This window comes from Burkholderia sp. CCA53 (genome assembly GCF_001685525.1).
GTDB lineage: Bacteria > Pseudomonadota > Gammaproteobacteria > Burkholderiales > Burkholderiaceae > Burkholderia > Burkholderia multivorans.
Genome location: NZ_BDDJ01000001.1, coordinates 3,303,664 through 3,328,326 on the forward strand (window position 1 = coordinate 3,303,664; position 24,663 = coordinate 3,328,326).

Below are 24,663 nucleotides of genomic sequence, written 5' to 3' on the forward strand. Positions count from 1 at the left end.
CGCGCCGCGGCCCGCTGCTGACAAGGAGTGTCGACATGAAAGCCGTTGGACTGACCCGTTATTTGCCGATCGACGACCCGCAGGCGTTGCTCGACGTGGAACTGCCGCAGCCCGTGCCCGGTGCGCGCGACGTGCTCGTGAAGATCGAAGCGATTTCCGTGAACCCCGTCGATACGAAGGTGCGTGCACCGAAGCCGCAGGTCGAGGAGACGCCGCGCGTGCTCGGCTGGGACGCGGCCGGGACGGTCGTCGCGGTCGGTGCCGACGTGACGCTGCTCAAGCCGGGCGACGAGGTGTTCTATGCCGGCAGCATCACGCGGCCCGGTGCGAACAGCGAGTTCCACGCAGTCGACGAGCGGATCGTCGCACTGAAGCCGCGCACGCTCGACTTCGCGGCGTCGGCCGCGCTGCCGCTGACGGCGTTGACCGCCTGGGAAGCGCTGTTCGACCGGCTCAACGTGTCGCCGCAGGGCGCCGACGCCGGCAAGACGGTGCTGATCATCGGCGGCGCGGGCGGCGTCGGTTCGATCGCGATCCAGCTCGCGAAGACGCTCGGCAAGCTGCACGTGATCGCGACCGCGTCGCGGCCTGCGTCGTCCGAATGGGTGCGCTCGCTCGGCGCCGACGAAGTCGTCGACCATTTCGGCGATCTGCCGGCGCAGCTGCGCGACGCGGGACACGCGAATGTCGACTACGTGCTGATCTTCAACGACACGGACCACCATTTCCCGGCGGCTGCCGAAGTCATTCGGCCGCAAGGCGGCATCTGCACGATCGTCGAGAACGCGAAGCCGGTGCCGGTCGAGCTGCTCAAGGCGAAGAGCGCGGCGTTTCACTGGGAGTTCATGTTCACGCGCGCGATGTTCGAGACGCCCGACATGATCGAGCAGCACCGCATTCTCAGCGAAGTCGCACGGCTCATCGACGACGGCACGCTGCGCACGACGGTCGGCGAGCATCTCGGCACGATCAATGCGGCCAACGTGCGGCGCGCGCATCAACTGCTCGAAGGCGGCCGCGCGATCGGCAAGCTCGTGCTGAGCGGCTTCTGAGTACACAGCGTCCCTAAGCGGTGCGATGCCGCGAGCGCAAGCGGGGTAACACCCGATGCGTTCGCAACGCATCGCGCCGCGCTTGGCGGTAGACTGGCAGCGCATCATGCACGCATCGAAAACCGCACGGCACGCGCGTGCCGTCGCAAGACAAGGAGGTCAGCATGAGCCAACGCAGCTTGTCGGTCGCCGCAGCGTGGTCCGTCGCCATCGCGGCGGTGTGCGTGAGCGCGAGCGCGGTCGCGGCCCCGCCCGTCAAGGGCAGCCTGAAGGGCGGCGGCACGGGGCAGCTCGAATACACGGTGAAGGTCGACTCGAAGACCTTCGGCAGCATGCAGGAGACGCGCAAGATCCGCTCGGGCGAGACCGACGACTTCAACTGGAAGTCGGTGCCGCCGAGCGGCGCGGTCGCGATGCCGGACGGCTGTCCGAACGCGCAGAACCTGCCGCGCGACGCGAACGGCGCGATGGTGCGGCAGACGCAGGTGCGGCTCGCGCCGTCGGTCGACGCGAAGGGCATCGCCAACGTACAGATGAGCTTTCAGGCGGCCGCGCCGAAGGGCACGCGCAGCGTGACGGCCGGCGGCAAGTCGCTGCAATGCCCGGACGTCGTCGCGGTGAGCCAGGTGAAGTGGGTGTCGCTTTCGACGAACGGCGGCTCGAAATCCATCACGATGAACGACGGCACGAAAGTGACCGTGTCGATCAAGCGCTGAGCCGGCGCGCGGCCGGCATCGTCCGGTGCGCGCGCAACGAGTGGGCGGCCCGCGTTCGTACGGGTGGCGCCAGGCCGTATCTGCAGCCGAAGGCCATCGATACCAGCGCCACGCCCGCTCGCTGCGGCTTCGCTTCACGCCGTTTCGCGCTGCGTCGATCCGCTGCGGCGCTCCATGGTTCGCGCGCCGCGTGACGCGATGCCGATGTCGCGCTATGCTCGCCGGCATCGTCCCTCTCTGCCAACGACCGTCCGATGAAACATCGAATGCGTGTGCTGCTGTCGGTCGTAGCGTTCTTCGCGGCCCATCATGCGCAGGCCGCCGACGACTGCAGCTTCGTGAAGAAAGTCGCGCTGCCGGCGCGGCAGCAGACGATCGTCGTGTCGAGCGGCGCGCTCGAGCCGTGCTCGACCGGCAGCTATGCGGTGCGCGTCTATTCGACCGCGAACACGGCGCCCGGCTTCGATACCGACGACTACGTGACCGGCGCGCTGCATGCGCGCGACGGCACCGTCACCGATGCGTTCGTCGCCGATCTGGGCGCGCGTGCGCCGCATGCGCTGATCGTGACGACGCGTTCGGCCGGCAGCGGCGGCTACGTCGGCGCCCAGGCCTATCTGACGACGACGCGGGCCGTGACGCTCGTCGCGTCGGTCGACGGGCTCGCGCCCGATGCCGATGTCGCGGCGGCGCTGCGTCGCGCGCTCGGCGCACGTCGCGGCACGCACTGAGCGCAGCCGACGTGCTTACGACGTGCGCTCTTCGAGCCGCGACGCGAGAAAGCGGTGATCGGCCGAGAACAGCCGGCGATACGTGAGCAGCACGGCGCCGACGGTACCGAGCGCGGACGCCGCCGCGATCAGGAACATGATCACGATCTGATAGCGCACCGCCTGCAGCGGCGACTGGCCGGCGAGCACCTGGCCCGTCATCATGCCCGGCAGGCTCACGACGCCGACCACGGCCATCTGGTTCAGCGTCGGCAGCATCCCCGCGCGCACGGCCTGACGCGCGGCGTCCTGCGCGGCTTCCCAGCGCGTCGCGCCGAGCGCGAGCGCCGTTTCGACGCGATCGCGGCGCGCCGTCAGCTCCTCCATCATCCGCTCGACGCCGAGTGCGACGCCCGTCAGCGTGTTGCCGAGGATCATCCCGAGTATCGGGACCGTATATTGCGGCGCGTACCACGGATGCACGCGAATCACGACGAACAGCCCGATCGCCGCGACGAGCCAGCTGCTGAACCAGATCGACGCGATGCTGTCGATGCGCTGCCCGCGGTACGTGCGCTTGCTGCGCCCGGCGCCTGCGAATCCGGCCACGGCGGTCATCAGCGCGGTGAGCGGCAGCACGACGTACCAGTGCGGATGGCCGAATACCCAGCCGAGCACGTAGCCGATCGCGAGCAGTTGCACGACGGTGCGCACGGCGGCGAGCGCCAGCTTGCGGCCGAGGCCGAGCGACAGCGCCGCCGAAATCGCGCCGTTCACGGCGACGAGCGCCGCCGCGATGCCGACGTCGACGAGGCTCAGATCCTGCAGGGCGGGGCTCATTGCGCGGCCTCCGGTGCGTCGGCGGCGCGCAGCACGCCGGCCTGCATGCGCAGTTGCGCGGTCGCGATCCGCGCTGCCTGCGCCGGATCGTGCGAGATCCACAGGTAGGCGCGCGCATCGGGCGCGGCGTCGAACCATGCGCCGACCAGCGCCTCGATCGCGCGCGTCGAGTCCGGGTCGAGCGCGGAGGTCGGTTCGTCGAGCAGCAGCACGTCGGGGTCGAGCTGCAGCACGCGCAGCAATGCCGCGATCTGCGCTTCGCCGCCCGACAGCTCGCTCGCGCGCTTCGCGAGGAAGTCGGCGCCGCGGCCCGCACGCGCGGCCAGCGCTTGCACGCGTGCGCGATCGAACGCGACGTCGTGGTAGATCGCGAGCGAATACGGATAGCGCAGTTGCGATTCGACGGTGCCGTCCATCGGCGCGGGCCGCTGGCGCACGTACGCGACGCTGCGCCGATAGCGCGGAATCGCGCTGCGCCGGATGCGCGCGCCGCGCCACAGGATCTGGCCGCCATCGAGCGGGTCGAGCAGCGCGAGCGCGCGCAGCAGCACGCTCTTGCCCGAGCCCGACGGGCCGGTGAGGGCCATTCTCGCGCCGGCGGCGAGACTGAAGTCGGTCGGCTCGAGCAGCGTCTTGCCGGAGGCTGCGTCGCGACGTGTGATCTGGTGCGCGTCGATGAGGCCGGTGGGGGCGGTCATGTCGTAAATGAAAAAAAGCGTTAATGGCGCCGAGGTCGTGCGACGGCGTGCGCCATAATACCTATTGCAAATTCCGCGCGGGTGCGCGCGCCGTTCGCGGTGCGGCACGGCGCGACGCCTGCGCAGAACAACAACGGAACAGCCATGACGCTTACCCGAGTCATCGGAAAGACGGCTGCATGGATCGTCGGCATCGTCGCGATCTTGATCGCGGCCACCGTCGTCTTCATCGTCACCTTCGACTGGAACCGCGCGAAGCCGTGGATCAACGAGCACGTCAGCGACGCGCTCGGCCGCCCGTTCGCGATCAACGGCGACATCAAGGTCGACTGGCGTCGGCCCGACGGCGAAACCGGCTGGCGCGCGTGGGTGCCGTGGCCGAGCTTCTCTGCGACGCAGATCGAGATCGGCAACCCGGACTGGGCCAAGTCGCCGCGATTCGCGACGCTCGACGCCGCGCATTTCGATCTTGCGCTCCTGCCGCTGCTCGCCCACCGGATCGTCATTCCGTCGATCGACGTCGTCAATCCCGCGATCGATCTCGAACGGCTCGCGGATGGCCGCAACACCTGGACTTTTCAGTTCAAGCAATCGTCGCAGCCGTCGCGTTGGGACGTGCGGCTCGACAACTTCGGATTCGCGAAGGGCACCGTCACGTATCGCGACGCGATCACGAAGGCCGATCTGACGATCGCGATCGATACGCTCGGCCAGCCGATTCCGCTCGGCGACGTGCTCAAGGAGCAGGAGCGCACGTCGCGCGCGGCGTCCGCGCAGCGCGTCGGCAAGCGCGGCGCCGCGCAGCTCGGCGCACGAGCCGATGCGCAGGTCGCGTCCGAGGCGTCTGCGGCGTCCGCGCCGGAAGCCGCGAGCGGTGCGTCGGCGACGGTTGCATCTTCAACGTCGGCGGCCTCGGCGGCTTCGGCATCGGGTACGTCCGCCACGGCGCCCGCGTCCGGCGCGAGCGGTGCGACCGCACCTGCGCGGCCGACCGGCCCGACTTACGCGCTCGGGCTGAAGGTCGACGGCCGCTACAGGAACGTGCCGATCAGCGGCACCGGCAAGATCGGCGGCGTGCTCGCGGTGCAGGACGCGACGCGGCCGTTTCCGCTGCAGGCCGACGTGAAGGCCGGCGACACGCGGCTCGCGATCGTCGGCACGCTGACCGATCCGATGCATCTCGCGGCGCTCGACCTGCGGCTGTGGCTGCAGGGCACGTCGATGTCGCATCTGTATCCGCTCACCGGCATCACGCTGCCCGACACGCCGCCGTATGCGACCGAAGGGCGGCTGATCGGCAACTTCAAGCGCAACGCGAGCACGTTCCGCTACGAACACTTCAACGGCCGCGTCGGCGGCAGCGATCTCGGCGGCACGCTCACGTACGCGCAGCGCGACCCGCGTCCGAAGCTGTCCGGCGAGCTCGTGTCGAACCTGCTGCAGTTCTCCGATCTCGCGCCGGTGATCGGCGCCGATACGGCCGCGAGCAAGGCGCAGCGCGGCGATACGACGCGCCAGCCGCCGGGACGCGTGCTGCCGGTCGAGACGTTCCGCACCGATCGCTGGCGCGCGCTCGACGCCGACGTGAAGTTCACCGGCCGCAAGCTGATCAAGAGCGCGAAGCTGCCGATCACGAATCTCTATACGCATATCGTGCTGACCGACGGCGTGCTGTCGCTGCAGCCGCTGCAGTTCGGCGTCGCGGGCGGCACGCTGGCGACCACCGCGCACCTCGACGGCAGCAGTACGCCGCTGAAGGGGCGCTTCACGGTCGCGGCACGGCATCTGAAGCTCAGGCAGCTGTTCCCGACGCAGCAGGTGATGCAGTCGGCGCTCGGCGAAATCAACGGCGACGCGTCGCTGTCGGCGCGCGGCAATTCGCCGGCCGCGCTCGCGGCCACCTCGACCGGCGAGGTGAAGGCGCTCGTGACGGACGGCCGCATCAGCCGGCTGCTGATGGAGGCGGCCGGGCTGAACGTCGCGAACGTCGTCTACGAAAAGCTGTTCGGCAATCGCGACGTGAAGATCAACTGCGCGGCGATCGATTTCGTCGCGACCGACGGGATGCTCGATCCGAAGGTGTTCGCGCTCGATACCGACGACGCGCTGATCAACGTCGACGGCAGGATCAACCTGCGCGACGAATCGCTCGACCTGAAGATCCATCCGCACACGAAGGGCTTCCGGATCTTCTCGCTGCGCTCGCCGCTGTATGCGAAGGGGACGTTCAAGAATCCGAACGTCGGCGTCGACGCGGGCGCGCTCGCGCTGCGCGCGGGCGCAATGGTCGGCCTCGGGCTCCTCAATCCGTTCGCGGCGCTGATTCCGCTGATCGCGCCGAGCAACAACAAGGACGTGCCGTGCTCGCAATTGTTCGCGCAGATGAAGGCGCCGGCGAAGGGGGCAGCGAAGGCGTCCAAATGAGGCGGCCGGCGGGCGGCATCGCCCGCCGCGCGCGGTGCTCTTGGCGGGGACGGAACGGTGCCGTCTGCAGTTTCTTCGACACCTGCTAAAATACACGGTTTTCCGTCGATTTCTCTCTTAACGGGACCTGCCGTGCTTTCTACTGCCAACATCACGATGCAATTCGGGCCGAAGCCCTTGTTCGAGAATATCTCGGTCAAATTCGGCGAGGGCAACCGCTATGGTCTGATCGGCGCGAACGGCTGCGGCAAGTCGACGTTCATGAAGATTCTGGGCGGCGATCTCGAGCCGAGCGGCGGCAACGTCGCGCTCGAGCCGAACGTCCGTCTCGGCAAGCTGCGCCAGGATCAGTTCGCGTACGAAGACGTGCGCGTGCTCGACGTCGTGATGATGGGCCACACCGAGATGTGGGCCGCGATGACCGAGCGCGATGCGATCTACGCGAACCCGGACGCGACCGACGACGACTACATGCACGCAGCCGAACTCGAAGGCAAGTTCGCCGAATACGGCGGCTACGACGCCGAGGCGCGCGCGGGCGCGCTGCTGCTCGGCATCGGCATCGAGGAGAAGTTCCACAACGGTCCGATGCGCGACGTCGCGCCGGGCTGGAAGCTGCGCGTGCTGCTCGCGCAGGCGCTGTTCTCGAAGCCGGACGTGCTGCTGCTCGACGAACCGACCAACAACCTCGACATCAACTCGATCCGTTGGCTCGAGCACACGCTGAACGAGTACAACTCGACGATGATCATCATTTCGCATGATCGTCACTTCCTGAACTCGGTGTGCACGCACATGGCCGACATGGACTACGGCACGCTGAAGGTCTGGCCGGGCAACTACGACGACTACATGCTCGCGTCCGCGCAGGCGCGCGAGCGTCAGGCGGCCGCGAACGCGCGTGCGAAGGAGCGCGTGGCCGAACTGCAGGACTTCGTGCGCCGCTTCTCGGCGAACAAGTCGAAGGCGCGTCAGGCGACGAGCCGTGCGAAGCAGATCGACAAGATCAAGATCGAGGAATTCAAGCCGTCCTCGCGACAGAACCCGTTCATCCGTTTCGAGTTCGAGAAGAAGCTGCACAACATCGCGGTGGTCGCCGAAGGCATCACGAAGAAGTACGACCGCACGATCTTCGAGAACTTCAACCTGTCGGTGCAGCCGGGCGAGCGGATCGCGATCATCGGCGAGAACGGCGCGGGCAAGACGACGCTGCTGCGCGCGCTGTACGGCAACCTGACGCTCGATCACGGCTCGGTGAAGTGGGCCGAGAACGCGAACGTCGGCTACATGCCGCAGGACACGTACGAGGAGTTCCCGGACGACATCACGCTGATGGACTGGATCGACCAGTACCGCAAGGACGGCGACGACGAGACGATGGTGCGCGGCACGCTCGGCCGCCTGCTGTTCTCGGCCGACGACATCAAGAAGTCGGTGAAGGTGCTGTCGGGCGGCGAGAAGGGCCGCATGATCTGGGGCAAGCTGATGCTCGGCCGCCACAACGTGCTGCTGATGGACGAGCCGACGAACCACATGGACATGGAATCGATCGAGTCGCTGCAGATCGCGCTCGAGAAGTTCGAAGGGACGCTGATTTTCGTGTCGCACGACCGCGAGTTCGTGAGCGGGCTGGCGAACCGGATCATCGAAGTGAAGACGGACGGTACGCTCGTCGACTTCGGTGGGAATTACGAGGATTTCCTCGCGAGCCAGGGGCAGGATTGATTCGCTGATTTGTGCCGAATCTGATTTACGCAATTGCGCTCAGGAAGCCCGCCAAGTTGTACTCGGCGGGCTTTTTTGTTGTACCCACGATAAGACGGCGCGGATGATCGCAAGTACCCGGTCAGACGTCGCCATTCACTCTTCACCTCCCGATCGCCGTTGGCCGGCATGCTGCTCTGCGAATTGCCGTCCGGCCGTGTCGTTCGCCTCGATCGGCGCGGCGCTCGCGATCGCCGCCGCGCCTCTCTCACGTCAAGCATTGTCAAATCCCCGCGGAATCACGATGTCTGACATTTCAAATCGCGTACAGGGGCTGTCATGCCCGGATCGATTGCCTATCCTTGAATGCGCTCTACCGCACTCACGCAGTCAGAACCCGGGAGGTTTTGCATGAATGCACGTCTATACCGCGCGACCGTCGCCGGCGCGCTGATCGGATTGCTCGCACCGTTTTCCGTGGCCCACGCGCAGCTCGGCGACGTACTGAAACAGGTCGGCGGTGGTGGCGATTCGGGCGGCAGCGCCGGCGGCGCGCTGGGCAATCTCGGCGGCCTCGGCGGTGCACTGGGCGGTGGCGGCTCGTCGCTCATGCCGGGCAGCACCGGCAATGTCGCGGGCGTGCTGCAGTTCTGCATCCAGAACAATTATCTCGGCGGCGCGGCCGGCAGCGCGTCGTCGGTGAAGGACGCGCTGCTCGGCAAGCTGGGCGGCAATGCGTCGTCCGACAGCGGGTACACGAGCGGCTCCAGCGGAATTCTGGACGCCGGCAACGGCAACAAGCTCGATCTGAGCGGCGGCGGCCTGAAGCAGCAGGTCACGAAGCAGATCTGCGACAAGGTGTTGTCGCAGGCGAAATCGCTGCTGTAAGCCGCAGCGCGCACCGTTCGCGTGCGTCGGGCCGTCGCGCGCGAACGGTGCGCGCAACGCGATGCCGGACGACGCGATGGCGCGCCCGGCATCCGCTTTCAGCGCGAAAAATCCGTCACGACCGTCACACCGGCGCCTTCGAACCGGCTCATGTTCATCAGCGCGTCGACCGATTCGCCGAGGCTGATTTCCTTGCCGATCAACCGGCTCGGCGCCAGCTTGCCGGCGCGCACCATTTCGAGCATGGCATCGTAGCGATGCGCCTGCATTCCGTGGCTGCCGAGAATTTCGAGCTCGTGGGCGATCACCTTGCTCATCGGCACCGCCGGCGTCGCATGCTCGCCGAGCATCAGCCCGACCTGCACGTGCCGGCCGCGGCGACGCAGGTTCGCAATCGAGTTGAAGCAGGTGCTCGGGTGACCCAACGCGTCGAGCGACACGTGCGCGCCGCCGCCGGTGATGTCCTTCACCGCATCGACGACGTCGGCGACCTGCGATGCATCGACGGTCGCCGCGGCGCCTACCGCGCGCGCGAGCGCGAGCGCGGCCGCCGAAATGTCGACCGCGACGACATTCGCACCGATCGCGTTCGCGATCATGATCGCCGACAACCCGACGCCGCCGCAGCCGTGCACCGCGACCCATTCGCCTGCCGACGTGCGCCCCTGATCGACGACCGCGCGAAACGACGTGACGAACCGGCAGCCGAGGCTCGCCGCGGTCGGAAAATCGAGCGAGTCGGGCAGCCGCACGAGGTTCAGGTCCGCATGATGGATGCCGACGAATTCGGCGAACGAACCCCAGTGCGTGAAGCCCGGCTGAAACTGCCGCTCGCACACTTGCTGGTTGCCGGAGTGGCACTCCGGGCAGCGGCCGCAGCCGGCGACGAACGGCACGGTCACGCGGTCGCCGGCCTTCCAGCGCGTGACGTCCGCACCGGTCGCGACGACCATGCCTGCCAGTTCGTGTCCCGGCACGTGCGGCAGCACGATGTCCGGATCGTGCCCCATCCAGCCGTGCCAGTCGCTGCGGCAGACGCCGGTCGCCTTCACCTCGATCACGACGCCGTCCGGCGCGGGCGTCGGGTCCGCGACCTGCATCACGCGCGGCGCGGCGCCGAACGCTTCGTAAACGACTGCTTTCACCATTTCCTCCTGTTGCGAATGACTCTTTCACTATAAGCGCGCAATATCGGATTTATCTTTCGTTTTTCGATTGAGGCGCAGGCTCTTTTGGGCTAGCCTTGCGACCGATGCGCCATCGCTGCAAGGAGCTTTCATGGAACAACTGGACAAGATCGATCGCGGGATGCTCGACATGCTGCAGCGGGACGGGCGCGTGTCGAATGCGCGGCTCGCGGAAGCGTTCTCGCTGAGCGAGACGTCGTGCTGGCGCCGGCTCAGGCGCCTCGAGGAAGCGGGGCTGATCGAGGGCTATCACGCGCGGCTCGACCGCCGCAAGCTCGGACTCGGCGTGATGGCGTTCGTGCAGATCGTCTGCACGCAGCACAGCGAGGAAGTGACCGCCGAATTCGAACGGCTGATCGCCGCGAGCCCGAACGTGCTCGCGTGCGACAACACGACCGGCGAAGCGGATTTCCTGTTGCAGGTGGTCGCGGCCGATCTCGACGACTACAGCCATTTCGTCGAGAAGGTGCTGCGCAAGCTGCCGGGCGTGCTGAGCATCCGCTCCAATCTGTCGCTGCGCCAGCTGAAGTCGACGCACCGGCTGCCGATCGTCTGACCCGGGCGGCGATTAGTCCGCCAGCCGTTTGTCGGCGAGCGCCTTGCAGCAGTCGTCGTACACCCACTGCACGAGCTTCGCGCGATAGTCGAGATCGTCGGTGTCGACGATTTCCTCGACGGCGTCGCGTGCCCACGTGGCGTCGACGAAACTCGCATGGCGCTTCGCGATGTCCTGCGCGAGCGCCGCGAGCTTCGCGATCGCGAGCCAGTCGGCTTGCCGCTGATGACGATCGAGCCAGCGGTGCGCGGCCTTCACTTGAAAGGCGGCGTCGGGCCAGGATTCGTTCAGGTAAAACGCGCCGAGATTGCCGCAGGTGAGCCAGCAAAGCAGCTCGAGGCGGTCGTGCGAGCCGAGGGTGTGGGATGCGTCGGTCATGGCAGCGCTCACGAAAGGCATCGGTTCCGGGTGGCGCGGCCGCGCGGGCCGGCGCCGATATTAAAAACATAGCACGATGCAGGCCACGCCGCGCATCCGTCGTCGTGCCGGTGTTGCGCCGGTGTTGCATCGCCGGAACGGCGTGCACGCGCGCGTGGCGGGCGTCGTCGGCGCGTGCGGCGGTCGCTGGAATGACCGCTTTCCCGAGGCGGGCCGGCAGCGACGAGCGCGCGCTGCGCGTCGCACGCCGGCTCCGCACGGGCCAGGTCGACATCAACGGCGGCGCGTGGAATCCGGCCGCGCCGTTCGGCGGCTTCAAGCAGTCGGGGTGCGGCCGCGAGAACGGCGTGTACGGTCTCGACGAATATCTCGAGTACAAGTCGCTGCCGCTGCCCGCGCGCAAGCCCACCTGAGCGGCGCGACGACGGCGCGCACGCGTGCCGTCGTCGTTCGTTGACGGCCGTCAACGTGCGCGGCGGCCGATCGTCGATCATCGCGTTTCCGACGATGTTTCGACGAGGCTTCAGATGACCGTCCGCAGTTCTTTCCCGCCGCTCACGATCCGCGGCCGTCCCTTGTTGCCGATCGTGCAGGGCGGCATGGGCGTCGGCATCTCCGCGCACCGGCTGGCCGGCAGCGTCGCGCACGAGGGCGCGCTCGGCACGATCGCGAGCATCGACCTGCGGCACCATCATGCGGATCTGCTCGCACGCTGTCGCGCGCAGCCCGACCGTGCGACGCTCGAAGCGGCGAACCTCGAAGCGCTCGCGCGCGAGATCCGGCTCGCGAAGACGTACGCGCAAGGGCGCGGGATGATCGCAGTCAACGTGATGAAGGCGGTGAGCGCGCATGCGGACTACGTCCGCGTGGCCTGCGACGAGGGCGCCGACGCGATCGTGATGGGCGCCGGTCTGCCGCTCGAATTGCCCGATCTCGTGCAGGGCCGCGACATTGCGCTGATTCCGATCCTGTCGGACGGCCGCGGGATCGCGCTGGTCCTCAAGAAGTGGATGAAGAAGGGCCGGCTGCCCGACGCGATCGTGATCGAGCATCCCGCGCATGCGGGCGGCCACCTCGGCGTCACGCAGCTCGCCGACATGCACGATCCGCGCTTCGACTTCGCACGCGTGCTCGACGACGCCGCGCAGGCGATCGCGTCGCTCGGCATCGCCCGCGACGCGATTCCGCTGATCGTCGCGGGCGGCATCAACAGCCACGACGCGGTGCGCGCGGCGCTCGACGCCGGTGCGCACGGCGTCCAGGTCGGCACGCCGTTCGCGGTGACCGAGGAGGGCGACGCGCATCCGAACTTCAAGCGCGTGCTCGCCGATGCGACGCCGGACGACATCGTCGAATTCGTCAGCGTGACGGGCCTGCCCGCGCGCGCGGTCAGAACGCCGTGGCTCGACCGCTATCTGCGCAACGAGGCGCGCATCCGCGCGAAACTCGGCGCGCTGAAGCAGCGCTGCCCGACCGCGCTCGAATGCCTGAGCGTATGCGGGCTGCGCGACGGCATCGAACGGTTCGGGCATTTCTGCATCGATACGCGGCTCGCCGCCGCACTGCGCGGCGACGTCGCCAACGGCCTGTTCTTCCGCGGCCGCGAAGCGCTGCCGTTCGGCCGTGCGATCCGCAGCGTGCGCGATCTGCTCGACCTGCTGCTGACCGGCCGCGCGGCAGAGCCTGCGACAAACCGTCCCGCGTTTACGCTGGCTTGACGGACATCAAGATGCGCGAAAGACCCTACACAGAAAATGGAGATCATTATTCGGGGGTCCGTACCATGCACCAAACCATTGACACGATTCGAACACGTCTCATCGCCGCGGCCGTGGCGGCCGTGGCGGCCGCGAGCGTCGCGCTGCCGTCGCTCGCGCAGGCGGCGTCGCCCGGCGACGGCATTCATCAGGGCGACGTCCTCGCGCGGCTGCGCGCGATCAGCATCCAGCCGAACGAGCGCGGCAGCGACACGCTCGGCGCGCTGAACGTCGGCGTGAACAACGCGATCGTGCCGGAGCTCGATTTCACGTACATGATCCGCGACTACCTGGGCGTCGAGCTGATCCTCGGCACGTCGCGGCATCAGGTGACGTCGAGCGCCGGCCATCTCGGCGGCGTGAACGTGCTGCCGCCGACGCTGCTGCTGCAGTACCACTTCAATCATGCGGGCAAGGTGCGGCCGTACGTGGGCGCGGGGCTGAACTACACGTACTTCTACAACAACGGGCTCAACGTCGGCGGCGAGGGCGTGTCGATCGGCAAGAGCAGCTTCGGGCCGGCGCTGCAGTTCGGCGTGGACGTGCAGATGACGAAGCGCGTGTTCCTGAACGTCGACGTGAAGAAGATCTGGATGAGCACGGACGCGACGCTCGGCGACCGCGGCATCGGCACGCTGCATATCGATCCGCTGATCGTCGGCGTGGGTGTCGGGATGAAGTTCTAGCGCCGCACGCGGCACGAAACGAACGGAGTTGGGGTTCGCGGCATGGCAGTCGGCATGCCGCGTTTTTTATTCGTGCGGCGCGCGCTTACAGCTTGTCGTTGCGGAACCGCATCGCGGTGCCTTCGCGCGTGATGCGCGCCCACACGGCGCGCTTTTCGTCGTCGCTCATGAACACCCAGTTGGAGACCTCGGCGGCCGTGCGGCCGCAGCCCTTGCAGACTTCGTCGAAGAGGGTCGAGCAGACGCCGATGCAGGGGCTGTCGGGCAGGTCGTGGAGATTGGAGGCCATCGGGACGGTTCGCGCGGAGGAAATCGTGAGCGCGCCATTTTAAAGCATCGCGCCGGACGGCTGCCGCGACGCGGTCGCACGACACCACGCCCGGCGTTCTTTTTCCGATGGACAGCCGCGGATTACCCGATAGAATTTCCCCCGGAATGCCCCGCCGCACGGGCGGCCGAGGCGGCCGGCGGCGGGAATCTGTTCCGTTTGCGCGACACCGGCATGATTTTTTTGTGACGGGGCGCGAATGATGGTAGCGTTCGGGGTTTTCTAGGGGCGGCGCGACGGAATGCGGCGCCATCACGAGGCAGACGGCAGCCGGGCAAGCGGTCCGGCCGAAGGGAGAACGGGATGAAAGCAAAGGTGGCGGGCCGGTTCGCGGCGCTCGCGCTCTGTGTGGGCGCATCGGCGGCAGCAGCGAAGGATACGCAGCTCAATGTCTATAACTGGTCGGACTACATTGCGAAGGACACGATCCCGAACTTCGAGAAGCAGACCGGCGTCAAGGTCCGCTACGACAACTACGACAGCGACGACACGCTGCAGGCGAAACTGCTGACCGGCAGCTCGGGCTACGACATCGTCGTGCCGACCAGCAACTACGCGGGCAAGCAGATCGCGGCCGGCATCTTCACGCCGCTCGACAAGTCGAAGCTGCCGAACCTCAAGTATCTCGATCCGCAGCTGATGTCGCTCGTCGCCGGCGCGGATCCGGGCAACAAGTACGTGGTGCCCTGGGCCTACGGCACGACGGGCCTCGCGTACAACGTCAACAAGGCGCAGCAGGTGCTCGGCAAGGTTGCGCTCGACAACTGGGACATCCTGTTCAAGCCCGAGAACATCTCGAAGCTGAAGACCTGCGGCGTGTCGGTGCTCGACGCACCCGACCAGATGTTCGCGGCGACGCTGCACTACATCGGCAAGGATCCGATGAGCACGAACCCGGCCGACTACAAGGCCGCGATGGAAGTGCTGAAGAAGATCCGTCCGTACATCACGCAATTCAACTCGTCGGGCTACATCAACGACATGGTCGGCGGCGACATCTGCTTCGCGTTCGGCTGGTCGGGCGACGTCGTGATCGCGAAGCACCGCGCGCTCGAGGCGAAGAAGCCGTACAAGATCGAGTACTACATTCCGAAGGGCGGCGCGCCGGTCTGGTTCGACGTGATGGCGATTCCGAAGGACGCGAAGAACAAGGAAGCCGCGCTGCAGTGGATCAACTACATCGAGGATCCGAAGGTGCATGCGGCGATCACCAACGCCGTGTACTACCCGAGCGCGAACGCCGAAGCCCGCAAGTACGTGCGGCCCGACGTCGCGAACGACCCGGCCGTGTACCCGCCGGCCGACGTCGTGAAGACGCTGTTCCTGCTCAAGCCGCTGCCGCCCGAGATTCAGCGTCTGCAGACGCGTCTGTGGACCGAGCTGAAGTCGGGACGCTGATACGCGTCGCAGTGAAGCCAGCAGTCATCAAGCCCCTGGTGTCCCCGGGGGCTTTGTTCGTTCAAACGCAGGAGAGAAGCAGCACATCATGAAGAGCCAGTCGAGTCCGCCGGCCACGGGCGCGCCGTCTTTCGTTTCCCCGCCGGGCTCCCCGTCGGGCGCGGACGCACGCGCGGAGAACTTTGTCCAGATCATCGACGTCGTGAAGAAGTTCGGCGACACCGAAGCGGTGCGCAGCGTCAACCTGAACGTGCGCCAGGGCGAACTGTTCGCGCTGCTCGGCAGCTCGGGCTGCGGCAAGTCGACGCTGCTGCGCATGCTTGCCGGCCTCGAGACGGTCACGTCCGGCAAGATCCTGATCGACGGCGAGGACCTCGCGCAGATGCCGCCGTACCGGCGGCCCGTGAACATGATGTTCCAGTCGTATGCGCTGTTTCCGCACATGTCGGTCGAGTCGAACGTCGCATTCGGGCTGAAGCAGGAAGGCACGCCGAAGGCCGAGCTGAAGGAGCGCGTCGCCGCGGCGCTCGATCTCGTGCAGATGGGCAAGTACGCGAAGCGCAAGCCGCACCAGCTGTCGGGCGGCCAGCAGCAGCGCGTCGCGCTCGCGCGCTCGCTCGTGAAGCGCCCGAAGCTGCTGCTGCTCGACGAGCCGATGTCGGCGCTCGACAAGCAGATCCGCCAGCGCACGCAGATCGAGCTCGTCAACATCCTGCACAAGGTCGGCGTGACCTGCATCATGGTCACGCACGACCAGGAAGAGGCGATGACGATGGCCAACCGCCTCGCCGTGATGAGCGAAGGCCAGATCGTCCAGATCGGCTCGCCGAACGAAGTCTACGAATATCCGAACAGCCGCTTCTCGGCCGAATTCATCGGGTCGACGAACCTGTTCGACGGCGTGACCGTCGAGGACGAGCCCGACCACGTGTATATCGAATCGCCGGCGCTGCCGAGCCGGCTGTACGTGAGCCACGGGATCACCGGCCCGCTCGGGATGCCGGTGACGGTATCGGTGCGCCCCGAGCGGATCGCGCTCACGCGCAAGCCGCCCGAAGGCGCGTTCAACTGGGCGCGCGGCGCGATCACGAACGTCGCGTACATGGGCGGCTACTCGCTGTATCACGTGAAGCTCGATGGCGGCAAGACGGTCATCGCCAACGTGTCGAGCCTCGCGATTTCGGAACTCGACACGCCGGCGCTCGGCGACGAGATCTACGTGCGCTGGAGCGCGACGGCAGGGGTGGTGCTGACGTCATGAACGCGCTCAAGTCCCTGCTCGCGTGGCCGGTGCGGCGCTTCAACCTGACGGGCGGCACCGCGGTAGTGGCCGGACCGTTCACGTGGCTCGTGCTGTTCTTCCTCGTGCCGTTCGTGCTGGTCGTGAAGATCAGCTTCGCGGAGCTGCAGCTCGGCATTCCGCCGTATTCGGAGCTCGCGTCGTACGCGGACGGCGTCGTGCACATCGCGCTGAACCTGTCGCACTACGCGTTCCTGTTGTCGGACAGCCTGTACTTCGCGACGTACGTGAACTCGGTGGTCGTCGCCGCGATCACGACGCTGCTCTGTCTGCTGATCGGCTATCCGATGGCGTACTACATCGCGCGCTCGAATCCGGCCACGCGCAATCTGCTGATGATGGGCGTGATGCTGCCGTTCTGGACGTCGTTCCTGATCCGCGTGTATGCGTGGATCGGGATCCTGAAGAACAACGGCCTGCTGAACAACTTCCTGATGTGGATCGGGCTGATCCACACGCCGATCGAGCTGTACCGGACCAACTACGCGGTCTATATCGGCATGGTCTATTCGTATCTGCCGTTCCTCGTCATGCCGCTCTATGCGCATCTCGTGAAGATGGATCTGCGTCTGCTCGAAGCCGCGTACGACCTTGGCGCGAAGCCGTGGAAGGCGTTCGTGCAGATCACGCTGCCGCTGTCGAAGAACGGGATCATCGCGGGCTGCCTGCTCGTGTTCATTCCGGCAGTCGGCGAGTACGTGATCCCCGAACTGCTCGGCGGTGCGAACACGCTGATGATCGGCCGCGTCATGTGGAACGAGTTCTTCAACAACGCAGACTGGCCGATGGCGTCGGCCGTGACCTGCGCGATGGTGCTGCTGCTGCTCGTGCCGATGGCGATGTTCCAGCACTTCCAGGCGAAGGAGCAGGAGGGCCGTCGTCGATGAAACCGAATCGTTATCTGCAGTTCGCCGCGCTGTTTGCCGGGTTCGCGTTCCTGTACATCCCGATCATCAGCCTGATCGTCTACTCGTTCAACGAGTCGAAGCTCGTCACCGTGTGGTCGGGCTTCTCGTTCCGCTGGTATGCGGCGCTCGTCGACGACGACGAGCTGCTGACGGCCGCGTGGCTGTCGCTGAAGATCGGCGTGCTGACCGCGTTCGCATCGGTGATCATCGGCACGTGGGCCGGCTTCGTGCTCGCGCGGATGGGGCGCTTTCGCGGCTTCGCGCTGTTCAGCGGGATGATCAACGCGCCGCTCGTGATTCCCGAAGTGATTCAGGGGATCTCGCTGCTGCTGCTGTTCATCGAACTCGCGAAGTGGATCGGCTGGCCGGCCGAGCGCGGCATCTTCACGATCTGGCTCGGCCACGTGATGCTGTGCATCTCGTACGTCGCGATCATCGTGCAGTCGCGCGTGCGCGAGCTGAATCCGTCGCTGGAAGAGGCCGCGCTCGATCTCGGCGCGACGCCGCTGAAGGTGTTCTTCACGATCACGCTGCCGCTGATCTCGCAGGCGCTGATCGCGGGCTGGCTGTTGTCGTTCACGCTATCGATCGACGATCTGGTGCTGTCGGCGTTCCTGTCGGGCCCCGGCTCGACGACGCTGCCGCTCGTCGTGTTCTCGCGCGTGCGCCTCGGCCTGAACCCGGAGATGAACGCGCTCGCGACGCTGTTCATCGTCGCGGTGACGATCGGCGTCGTCGTTGCGAACTTCGTGATGCTGCGGCAAGAGCGCAAGCGGATGGCGGCGTTCGCGACGGCCTGACCCGAAGGTTGCGATCGCAACCAGCAACGCCCGGTGCCGATGTCGATCGGCCCGGGCGTTGTCTTTGATTGCGTGCGGCGGCCGCTCACGCGCCGAACGCGGCCTTGGCGAGCAGCCCGAGTGCGACGCAGACGAGCACCGTCGCGAAGCCCGCCTGCACATGCCGCGCGGACAAGTGCCGCGACGCGCCGCGGCCGGCCGCCATGCCGAGCGCGGTCGCGACCGTAAACCACAGCATCACGTCGATCGCTGCGTGCGTGCCGGCCGCGAGCGTCGCGAACACGCCGCCCGTGCCGACGAGCGCGATCACCATCAGCGACGTCGAGACGATGCCGTGCATCGACACGTTGGTGAACTTGCGCAGCATCGGCACGATGACGAAGCCGCCGCCGACGCCGAGCAGGCCCGTCATCAGCCCGGTGACCGCGCCCGTCGATGCGAGCGCGAGGCCGACGGGCCAGGACCACACGAGACGGCCCGTGTCGGGATTCACGCGACCGACGCAGAGCGGCGAAACCTGCGCATCGGCCGTCGGCTGCCGCAGCGCCTGGCGCAGCAGGCGCGTGGCGACGATCAGCATCGTCAGCGCGAACAGCGCGAGCAGCACGCGCTGCGGCAGCACGTGCGCGAGGCGGGCGCCGAGTGTCGTCAGCGGCACGCCGGCCACGGCCATCAGGAGCGCCGCCCGATAGCGGACGAGCCCGCGGCGAAAGCCTTCGAGCGCGCCGAGCGCGGCGCTGCCGGCCACCGCGACGAGCGCGACGGGCGTCGCCTGCTGCATCGGCCAGCCCATGCCGACGACGAGTGCCGGCACTGCGAGGATGCCGCCGCCGGCGCCGGTCAGACCGAGCACCGCGCCGACGCAGCCGCCGAGTAGGAGAGAAACCAGCATGATTGGATTCCGTCGAACGGGCGGCGCTTATCGGACGATCGCGGGCTGCGCGAGCCACTCGCGGCCTTTCAGCATCGCGTCCCAGTACAGCGGCGGCAGCACGCGCGCCTTCAGCAGCCAGGCGAGCCGCGACGGGCGCCGGCCGTCGAGCAGCCAGGCGGGGAAGGTCGGCGCGACCTTGCCGCCGTACAGGAATTCGGCGAGCACGATCTTGCCGCGTTCGACCGTCAGCGGGCAGGAGCCGTAGCCGTCGTAGGCCGCTTCGCCCGCCGCGCGGCCGAGCGATGCGAGCACGTTGTGCGCGACGACGGGCGCCTGCTTGCGCGCGGCCGCCGCGGTCTTCGCGTTTGTCGTGTTGGTCGCGTCGCCGAGCGCGAAGATGTCCGCGTAGCGGCGGTGGCGCAGCGTCGCCGGATCGACGTCGACCCAGCCGGCGGCGTCGGCGAGCGCGCTCGTGCGCACGAAATCGGGTGCCTTCTGCGGCGGCACGACGTGGATCATGTCGAACGCGCGGACGACCGTTTCGGTGCCGCCGTCGGGCAGTGTGCGCACGAACGTCGCGCGGCGTGCGGGGCCGTCGATCGCGACGAGGTTGTGGCCGAACGACAGCGCGATCCCGTAGCGTTTCACATACGCCATCAGCGCGGGCACGTAGTCGGCAACGCCGAACAGCGCGTTGCCGGCATTGAGGAACTCGACGTGGGCGGCGCCTAGGCGCCCCGTGCGCTGCCAGTGATCGCAGGACAGATACATGGCCTTCTGCGGCGCGCCCGCGCACTTGATCGGCATCGGCGGCTGCGTGAACAGCGCGTTGCCGCCGCGAAATGCCTGCACGAGCTGCCACGTGTACGGCGCGAGGTCGTAGCGGTAGTTCGACGTGACGCCGTTGCGGCCGAGCGTGTCGGCGAGACCGTCGATCGCCTGCCAGTCGAGCTTGAGCCCCGCACAGACGATGAGTTTGCCGTAGCCGATGCGCCGGCCGTCGTCGAGCACGACCGCATGCGCGTCAGGTTCGAACGCGGCGACCGCCGCACGGATGCGCTGCACGCCGCGCGGCAGCACGTCGGCGATCGCGCGCGCAGTCGTGCCGGCCTCGAAAACGCCCGCGCCGACCATCGTCCAGCCCGGCTGGTAGTAGTGGACGTCGGCCGGATCGACGATCGCGATGTCGAGCCTGCGCTCGCGCGCAAGCAAGCTCGATGCGACCGCGATGCCCGCCGCACCGGCGCCGACGATCACGATCTCGTGGCGCGCGTCGGGCGCGTGCGTCGCGTCGGCGGTCCCGCCTGCAAGCCGCGGCGCGAGCGCGGCGAGGTCGTAGCCGGCCGCGGCGGCCGTTGCGACGATGTCGTCGGCGCGCATGCGGCCTGCCTGCGACAGCGCCCATAGCGTCGCCGAGCGCGTGCCGGTGCGGCAGTAGGCGAGCGTCGGGCCGGCGGCCGACGCGAGCAGCGCGCGGAACTGCGCGACGTGGTCGTCGGTGATCCTGCCCGGTTCGACCGGCAGATGGTGGACCGCGATGCCGAGCGGCGCGGCGGCCGCGCGGATCTCGGCGAGGTCGGGCTGGTCGGCGCTTTCGCGGTCCGGACGGTTGCAGACGATCGTGCGGATGCCGGCGGCGTGCAGCGCGGGCAGGTCGGCAACGGCAATCTGCGGCGACACGGCGAGCGTGTCGGTCAGCGTGCGAAGAGTCATGTCGGGGTTCTCGTGTGCAGGGCGGGTCGGGTCTCAGATCGCGTCGAGCGGGATCTTCAGATAGCGCACGCCGTTGTTTTCGGGTTCGGGCAGATGGCCGGCGCGCATGTTGACCTGCACGGACGGCAGCATCAGCACCGGCATCTCCAGCGTTGCGTCACGCGCGGTGCGCATCGCGACGAAGTCGTCCTCGGTCACGCCGTCCTTGACGTGCACGTTCGTGCGGCGTTGCTCGGCGACGGTCGTCACGAACTGCACATCGCGCCCGCCCGGCTGGTAGTCGTGGCACAGATAGAGCCGCGTGTCGGGCGGCAGCGCGAGTACGCGCGCGATCGAGCGGTACAGCGTGCGCGCGTCGCCGCCCGGAAAATCGCAGCGGGCGGTGCCGTAGTCGGGCATGAAGAGCGTATCGCCGACGAATGCCGCACGCTGCGTCGCGTCGTCGACGCAGTAGGTCATGCATGCGGGCGTATGGCCGGGTGTGTGCAGTGCACGGATCGTCAGCGTGCCGAGCACGAGCGTGTCGCCGTCGTCGAGCAGCGCGTCGAACTGGCTGCCGTCGCGCGCGAAGTCGGGGCCCGCATTGAAGAGGTCGCCGAACACGTGCTGCACGCGCCGAACGTGTGCGCCGATCGCGATTTGCCCGCCGACGCGCGCCTTCAGGTACGGCGCGGCCGACAGGTGATCGGCATGCACGTGTGTCTCCAGCAGCCAATGGACGGTCGCGCCGAGTTCGGCGACGCGCGCGATCAGCCGATCGGCGCTGTCCGTGCGCGTGCGGCCGGACTTCGGGTCGTAATCGAGCACGCTGTCGATCAGCGCGCAGGCGCGCGTCGCGGTGTCGAGCAGCAGATAGCTGACGGTGTGGGTCGCCGGGTCGAAAAAGCCTTCGACCGCCAGGCCGGCAGAGTGCGTCACGGGAATGTCCTCGAACGGTGGATGGAACAACGACGATCCATGGCTCAAGAACCGTGCCAGCGAGCAGGGCGACGCTCGCTGTCCAGGCAGGTCGTTGATTGCGCACAGGTTTTCGGCGCGCGCGAGGCGGCGCGCGGACGTCGCCACGTCACGGTCCGCGCGGCTTGCTGCCATGCTTGGCAGTCGTGTGGCAGAATTGGCAGTCTTTATGGCAGTTCAGGCCGAGCGTCCTCGTCCGCTGCGGCCGCCGCCCCTCCGATCGAACCTCCGGAATCCCGATGAATCCGCACGACACCATTCCGATCGTTCCCGTGCCGCCGCACGCGCCGGCGCTCGCGCCCGACGTGCGTGCGCTCGTCGCCTATCTCGAACAGGATCCGCAGCCGACGATCGTCGTCGATCCCGACTACCGGATCCTCGCGGCGAACGGCGCGTACCGGCGGCAGTTCGGCGTCGCGGGCGTCGAGCACGTCGGCCGGCACTGTTTTCAGGTATCGCACCACTACGACGTGCCGTGCGACCAGGCCGGCGAGCACTGCCCGATGAAGCGCGCGAAAGCGCTGCGCGGCCTCGATCGCGTGCTGCATATTCATCACACGCCGCGCGGGCCCGAGCACGTCGACGTCGAGCTGCGGCCGATCTTCGACGCGGGCGGCGACGTGATCGCGTACGTCGAGCGGCTGACGACCGTGCGCAGCGCCTCGGCGCAGCCGAGCGCGGAAGGGCTCGTCGGCAGCGCGGAGTCGTTCAATGCGGCGCTGGGTGCGCTGCAGCGCGTCGCCCCGTCGACGCTGCCGGTGCTGCTGCTCGGCGAGTCGGGCACCGGCAAGGAATTGTTCGCGCGTGCGCTGCACGAGGCGAGCGATCGCGCGATGGGGCCGTTCGTCGTCGTCGACTGTTCGGGAATTGCCGAAACGCTGTTCGAGAGCGAACTGTTCGGCTACGAGAAGGGCGCATTTACGGGCGCGAACCAGCGCAAGCCGGGCCTCGTCGAGACGGCGCAGGGCGGCACGCTGTTTCTCGACGAGATCGGCGACGTGCCGCTGCCGATGCAGGTGAAGCTGCTGCGGCTGATCGAATCGGGCACGTTCCGGCGCGTCGGCGGCGTCGAGGCGCTGCGCGCCGATTTCCGGCTCGTCGCGGCGACGCACAAGCCGCTGCGCGACATGATCGTCGACGGCCGCTTTCGGCAGGATCTGTACTACCGGATCAATGCGTTTCCGATCGCGCTGCCGCCGCTGCGCGAGCGGCGCGGCGACGTCGCGCTGCTTGCCGAGTCGATCCTGCGACGGATCGCGAACGCGCGCGCGGCCGCCGGCGACGCGCTCGCGCGCCCGTACGTGCTGACCGAACCGGCGCTCGCGTGTCTCGATGCGTATGCGTGGCCCGGCAACATCCGCGAGCTGCGCAACGTGCTCGAACGCGCGTGCCTGTTCGCGGACGACGGCACGATCCGCGTCGAGCATTTGCCGGCCGAACTCGTGTCGGCCACCGCGGCGGCGCCATCTGTGGCGGCGGCCGCGCGCGGCGTATCCGACGCGGAACTCGTGCGGCTCGCCGCGTCGTTCGACGGCGCGCGCAAGGCGCTGGCCGCGCAGGTCGGCCTCAGCGAGCGCACGCTGTACCGGCGGATGAAGGCGCTCGGGTTACGCGTGCGCACGCGCTGAATCGCGCGTGCGTTGCATCGCGCGACACCGCGCGGCACACGCTGCACAGCGCGCGACACGCGGCACACGGCAGACGGCGCGCGACGCGTAACACGCACCGCACACCGCATTCGGCGCTCAGCGCGCCGGCGCGAGCTGCGCCATCGCTTCGCGCATGAAGCCGAGCAGCGCATCGTCGACCCACGCGTCCTTCTTCAGCGCCGGCTCGTTCGCCATCGCCTGACGGAATTTCGCGTGCGTGGCCGGATCGTCGCCCGCATAGCCGCGGAACAGCGCCATCCAGCGCTGCGCGAGCGCACGGCCTTCCGGCGAATCGGGCCGCTTGCCGGCTTCGAGCGCATCGCGCACGTCGGCCATCAGCTGCGGCCACTCCATCGCGCGTTCGCCGTAGTGCGCACGCATGAAACGAATCTCGTCCGGATCGAGATACTTCTCGAAGATCCGCATCTTCGTTTCGGCGTTCGCGCGCAGCACGTAGTCGCGCAGCGCCGTGGTAATGCCGATCTGCGCCTGCATCGACGGCTCGCGCTCGTGCATCAGGTTCAGCTTCGCGAGCAGCCGCGGATCGTTGTTCGTGTCGCGCACGAGCAGCGCCATCCAGCGATCGGCGAGCGCACGTACGCGCTCGTCCTCGGCCGGCACGCCGGCGTCGTGGAGCGCACGCACGTCGGCGACGAGCGCGATCCATTCGGCATCGCCGGTCTGGCTCTTGCGATACATCGGCAGGCGCGCGAGTTCTTCCTCGGAAAAATATTTGTCGTACACGGTCATCAACTCCAGTGTGGTGAGCCAATCGGCCAGCTCCGGCTCGGTACCCGCCGCGAGCTGCGCGTGCAGTTGCACGAGCCGCTCGCGCAGCTGCGCGGCTTGCGCGAGTTGCCGGTCGAGCGACGCGATCTGCTTCGCGACGAGCTCGACGAGCGGCGTGTCGGGCTGGTTCAGGTAGTCGCCGATTTCGGCGAGCGACAGTCCGAACCGACGCAGCGCCTGGATCTGATGCAGCCGGGCGATGTCGCGGCGGTCGTACAGCCGATAGCCGTTGTCGGCACGCGCCGAAGGGGTCAGCAGGCCGATCGCGTGATAGTGATGAAGCGTGCGGACGGTCAGTCCGCTGCGTTTCGCCAGTTCTCCCACTTTCAGCCGCATGATGTCCTCCGTTCG

The 24,663-nt window shown here is 67.7% G+C and carries 23 protein-coding genes and 1 pseudogene; 15 read left to right on the forward strand and 9 right to left on the reverse strand.

Going from position 1 to position 24,663, the window contains the following annotated elements:
* The first annotated feature begins 35 nt into the window (after positions 1-35).
* From BCR55_RS15325 to BCR55_RS15335, 3 genes are all read left to right on the forward strand, one after another.
* Positions 36-1,052: a zinc-binding alcohol dehydrogenase family protein gene (locus BCR55_RS15325; RefSeq protein ID WP_065494760.1), complete on the forward strand. Its 1,017-nt coding sequence runs from the start codon at positions 36-38 to the stop codon at positions 1,050-1,052.
* A 164-nt stretch (positions 1,053-1,216) separates the two neighbouring features.
* Positions 1,217-1,768, forward strand: coding sequence for a DUF6013 family protein (locus BCR55_RS15330; RefSeq protein ID WP_059785515.1), 552 nt, complete (start codon positions 1,217-1,219; stop codon positions 1,766-1,768).
* A 254-nt stretch (positions 1,769-2,022) separates the two neighbouring features.
* Positions 2,023-2,499 (forward strand): PliI family lysozyme inhibitor of I-type lysozyme, encoded by a 477-nt coding sequence (locus tag BCR55_RS15335; protein ID WP_065494761.1) that lies wholly within the window; start codon positions 2,023-2,025, stop codon positions 2,497-2,499.
* Between the two features lie 15 nt (positions 2,500-2,514).
* On the opposite strand, the gene fetB is transcribed toward BCR55_RS15335, so the two are convergent.
* The gene (gene fetB, locus BCR55_RS15340; protein WP_006399960.1) at positions 2,515-3,318 is read right to left on the reverse strand and encodes an iron export ABC transporter permease subunit FetB; all 804 of its coding nucleotides are present in this window, start codon (positions 3,316-3,318) and stop codon (positions 2,515-2,517) included.
* Entirely contained in the window at positions 3,315-4,016 is a 702-nt protein-coding gene (locus tag BCR55_RS15345; protein WP_065494762.1) for an ATP-binding cassette domain-containing protein, read from the reverse strand. Before BCR55_RS15345 ends, fetB begins: the two co-directional genes overlap by 4 nt.
* A 144-nt stretch (positions 4,017-4,160) precedes the next feature.
* On the opposite strand from BCR55_RS15345, the gene BCR55_RS15350 reads away from it, so the two are divergent.
* The 3 genes from BCR55_RS15350 (at position 4,161) to BCR55_RS15360 (ending at position 9,032) form a co-directional block, all read left to right on the forward strand.
* Positions 4,161-6,440, forward strand: a complete 2,280-nt coding sequence (locus BCR55_RS15350; protein ID WP_065494987.1) for an AsmA family protein — start codon at positions 4,161-4,163, stop codon at positions 6,438-6,440.
* Between the two features lie 132 nt (positions 6,441-6,572).
* Positions 6,573-8,165, forward strand: a complete 1,593-nt coding sequence (locus BCR55_RS15355) for an ABC-F family ATPase (RefSeq protein ID WP_006404738.1) — start codon at positions 6,573-6,575, stop codon at positions 8,163-8,165.
* 390 nt (positions 8,166-8,555) lie between these two features.
* Positions 8,556-9,032 carry a DUF2501 domain-containing protein gene (locus BCR55_RS15360; RefSeq protein ID WP_065494763.1) on the forward strand — a complete coding sequence of 159 codons (477 nt, stop codon included), beginning with the start codon at positions 8,556-8,558 and terminating at the stop codon, positions 9,030-9,032.
* 98 nt (positions 9,033-9,130) lie between these two features.
* Here BCR55_RS15360 and BCR55_RS15365 read toward each other — a convergent pair whose 3' ends face one another.
* Positions 9,131-10,177, reverse strand: a complete 1,047-nt coding sequence (locus BCR55_RS15365; protein ID WP_065494991.1) for a zinc-dependent alcohol dehydrogenase family protein — start codon at positions 10,175-10,177, stop codon at positions 9,131-9,133.
* A gap of 133 nt (positions 10,178-10,310) precedes the next feature.
* Between BCR55_RS15365 and BCR55_RS15370 the strand changes: the two genes are divergently transcribed.
* On the forward strand, positions 10,311-10,775 hold the full coding sequence (locus BCR55_RS15370; RefSeq protein ID WP_006399980.1) for an Lrp/AsnC family transcriptional regulator: 465 nt from the start codon (positions 10,311-10,313) through the stop codon (positions 10,773-10,775).
* A 12-nt stretch (positions 10,776-10,787) separates the two neighbouring features.
* On the opposite strand, the gene BCR55_RS15375 is transcribed toward BCR55_RS15370, so the two are convergent.
* A complete protein-coding gene (locus BCR55_RS15375; RefSeq protein ID WP_006399981.1) occupies positions 10,788-11,153 on the reverse strand; it encodes a hypothetical protein in 366 nt (121 codons plus the stop codon).
* Positions 11,154-11,365: 212 nt separating this feature from the next.
* On the opposite strand from BCR55_RS15375, the pseudogene BCR55_RS15380 reads away from it, so the two are divergent.
* From BCR55_RS15380 to BCR55_RS15390, 3 genes and pseudogenes are all read left to right on the forward strand, one after another.
* Positions 11,366-11,566, forward strand: a pseudogene (locus BCR55_RS15380) (aldehyde dehydrogenase family protein); the annotation flags it as partial.
* A 114-nt stretch (positions 11,567-11,680) separates the two neighbouring features.
* A complete protein-coding gene (locus tag BCR55_RS15385) occupies positions 11,681-12,871 on the forward strand; it encodes a nitronate monooxygenase family protein (protein ID WP_065494764.1) in 1,191 nt (396 codons plus the stop codon).
* 65 nt (positions 12,872-12,936) lie between these two features.
* Positions 12,937-13,596: an OmpW family protein gene (locus BCR55_RS15390; RefSeq protein WP_053297214.1), complete on the forward strand. Its 660-nt coding sequence runs from the start codon at positions 12,937-12,939 to the stop codon at positions 13,594-13,596.
* Between the two features lie 85 nt (positions 13,597-13,681).
* On the opposite strand, the gene BCR55_RS15395 is transcribed toward BCR55_RS15390, so the two are convergent.
* A complete protein-coding gene (locus BCR55_RS15395; protein ID WP_053297215.1) occupies positions 13,682-13,885 on the reverse strand; it encodes a DUF1289 domain-containing protein in 204 nt (67 codons plus the stop codon).
* A gap of 342 nt (positions 13,886-14,227) precedes the next feature.
* Here BCR55_RS15395 and BCR55_RS15400 point away from each other — a divergent pair, with 342 nt between their 5' ends.
* The 4 genes from BCR55_RS15400 (at position 14,228) to BCR55_RS15415 (ending at position 18,330) form a co-directional block, all read left to right on the forward strand.
* Positions 14,228-15,322 (forward strand): polyamine ABC transporter substrate-binding protein, encoded by a 1,095-nt coding sequence (locus BCR55_RS15400; protein ID WP_006399990.1) that lies wholly within the window; start codon positions 14,228-14,230, stop codon positions 15,320-15,322.
* A gap of 88 nt (positions 15,323-15,410) precedes the next feature.
* Complete coding sequence (locus tag BCR55_RS15405) at positions 15,411-16,583, forward strand: ABC transporter ATP-binding protein (protein WP_006409517.1); 1,173 nt, start codon at positions 15,411-15,413, stop codon at positions 16,581-16,583.
* Positions 16,580-17,509, forward strand: a complete 930-nt coding sequence (locus BCR55_RS15410) for an ABC transporter permease subunit (RefSeq protein WP_006399994.1) — start codon at positions 16,580-16,582, stop codon at positions 17,507-17,509. The genes BCR55_RS15405 and BCR55_RS15410 overlap by 4 nt, the downstream gene beginning before the upstream one ends.
* Complete coding sequence (locus BCR55_RS15415) at positions 17,506-18,330, forward strand: ABC transporter permease subunit (protein WP_006404747.1); 825 nt, start codon at positions 17,506-17,508, stop codon at positions 18,328-18,330. The genes BCR55_RS15410 and BCR55_RS15415 overlap by 4 nt, the downstream gene beginning before the upstream one ends.
* Positions 18,331-18,415: 85 nt before the next feature.
* Here BCR55_RS15415 and BCR55_RS15420 read toward each other — a convergent pair whose 3' ends face one another.
* The 3 genes from BCR55_RS15420 to BCR55_RS15430 are packed head-to-tail and all read right to left on the reverse strand — an operon-like array spanning position 18,416 to position 21,835.
* Positions 18,416-19,222, reverse strand: a complete 807-nt coding sequence (locus tag BCR55_RS15420; protein WP_065494765.1) for a sulfite exporter TauE/SafE family protein — start codon at positions 19,220-19,222, stop codon at positions 18,416-18,418.
* A 27-nt stretch (positions 19,223-19,249) separates the two neighbouring features.
* Positions 19,250-20,917, reverse strand: coding sequence for a bifunctional protein tyrosine phosphatase family protein/NAD(P)/FAD-dependent oxidoreductase (locus tag BCR55_RS15425; protein WP_065494766.1), 1,668 nt, complete (start codon positions 20,915-20,917; stop codon positions 19,250-19,252).
* Between the two features lie 33 nt (positions 20,918-20,950).
* Positions 20,951-21,835: an MBL fold metallo-hydrolase gene (locus BCR55_RS15430; RefSeq protein WP_065494993.1), complete on the reverse strand. Its 885-nt coding sequence runs from the start codon at positions 21,833-21,835 to the stop codon at positions 20,951-20,953.
* 278 nt (positions 21,836-22,113) lie between these two features.
* Here BCR55_RS15430 and BCR55_RS15435 point away from each other — a divergent pair, with 278 nt between their 5' ends.
* Positions 22,114-23,502 (forward strand): sigma-54-dependent Fis family transcriptional regulator, encoded by a 1,389-nt coding sequence (locus BCR55_RS15435; RefSeq protein WP_065494767.1) that lies wholly within the window; start codon positions 22,114-22,116, stop codon positions 23,500-23,502.
* Positions 23,503-23,619: 117 nt separating this feature from the next.
* Here BCR55_RS15435 and BCR55_RS15440 read toward each other — a convergent pair whose 3' ends face one another.
* Positions 23,620-24,648 carry a MerR family transcriptional regulator gene (locus BCR55_RS15440; protein ID WP_065494768.1) on the reverse strand — a complete coding sequence of 343 codons (1,029 nt, stop codon included), beginning with the start codon at positions 24,646-24,648 and terminating at the stop codon, positions 23,620-23,622.
* Positions 24,649-24,663 lie beyond the last annotated feature (15 nt).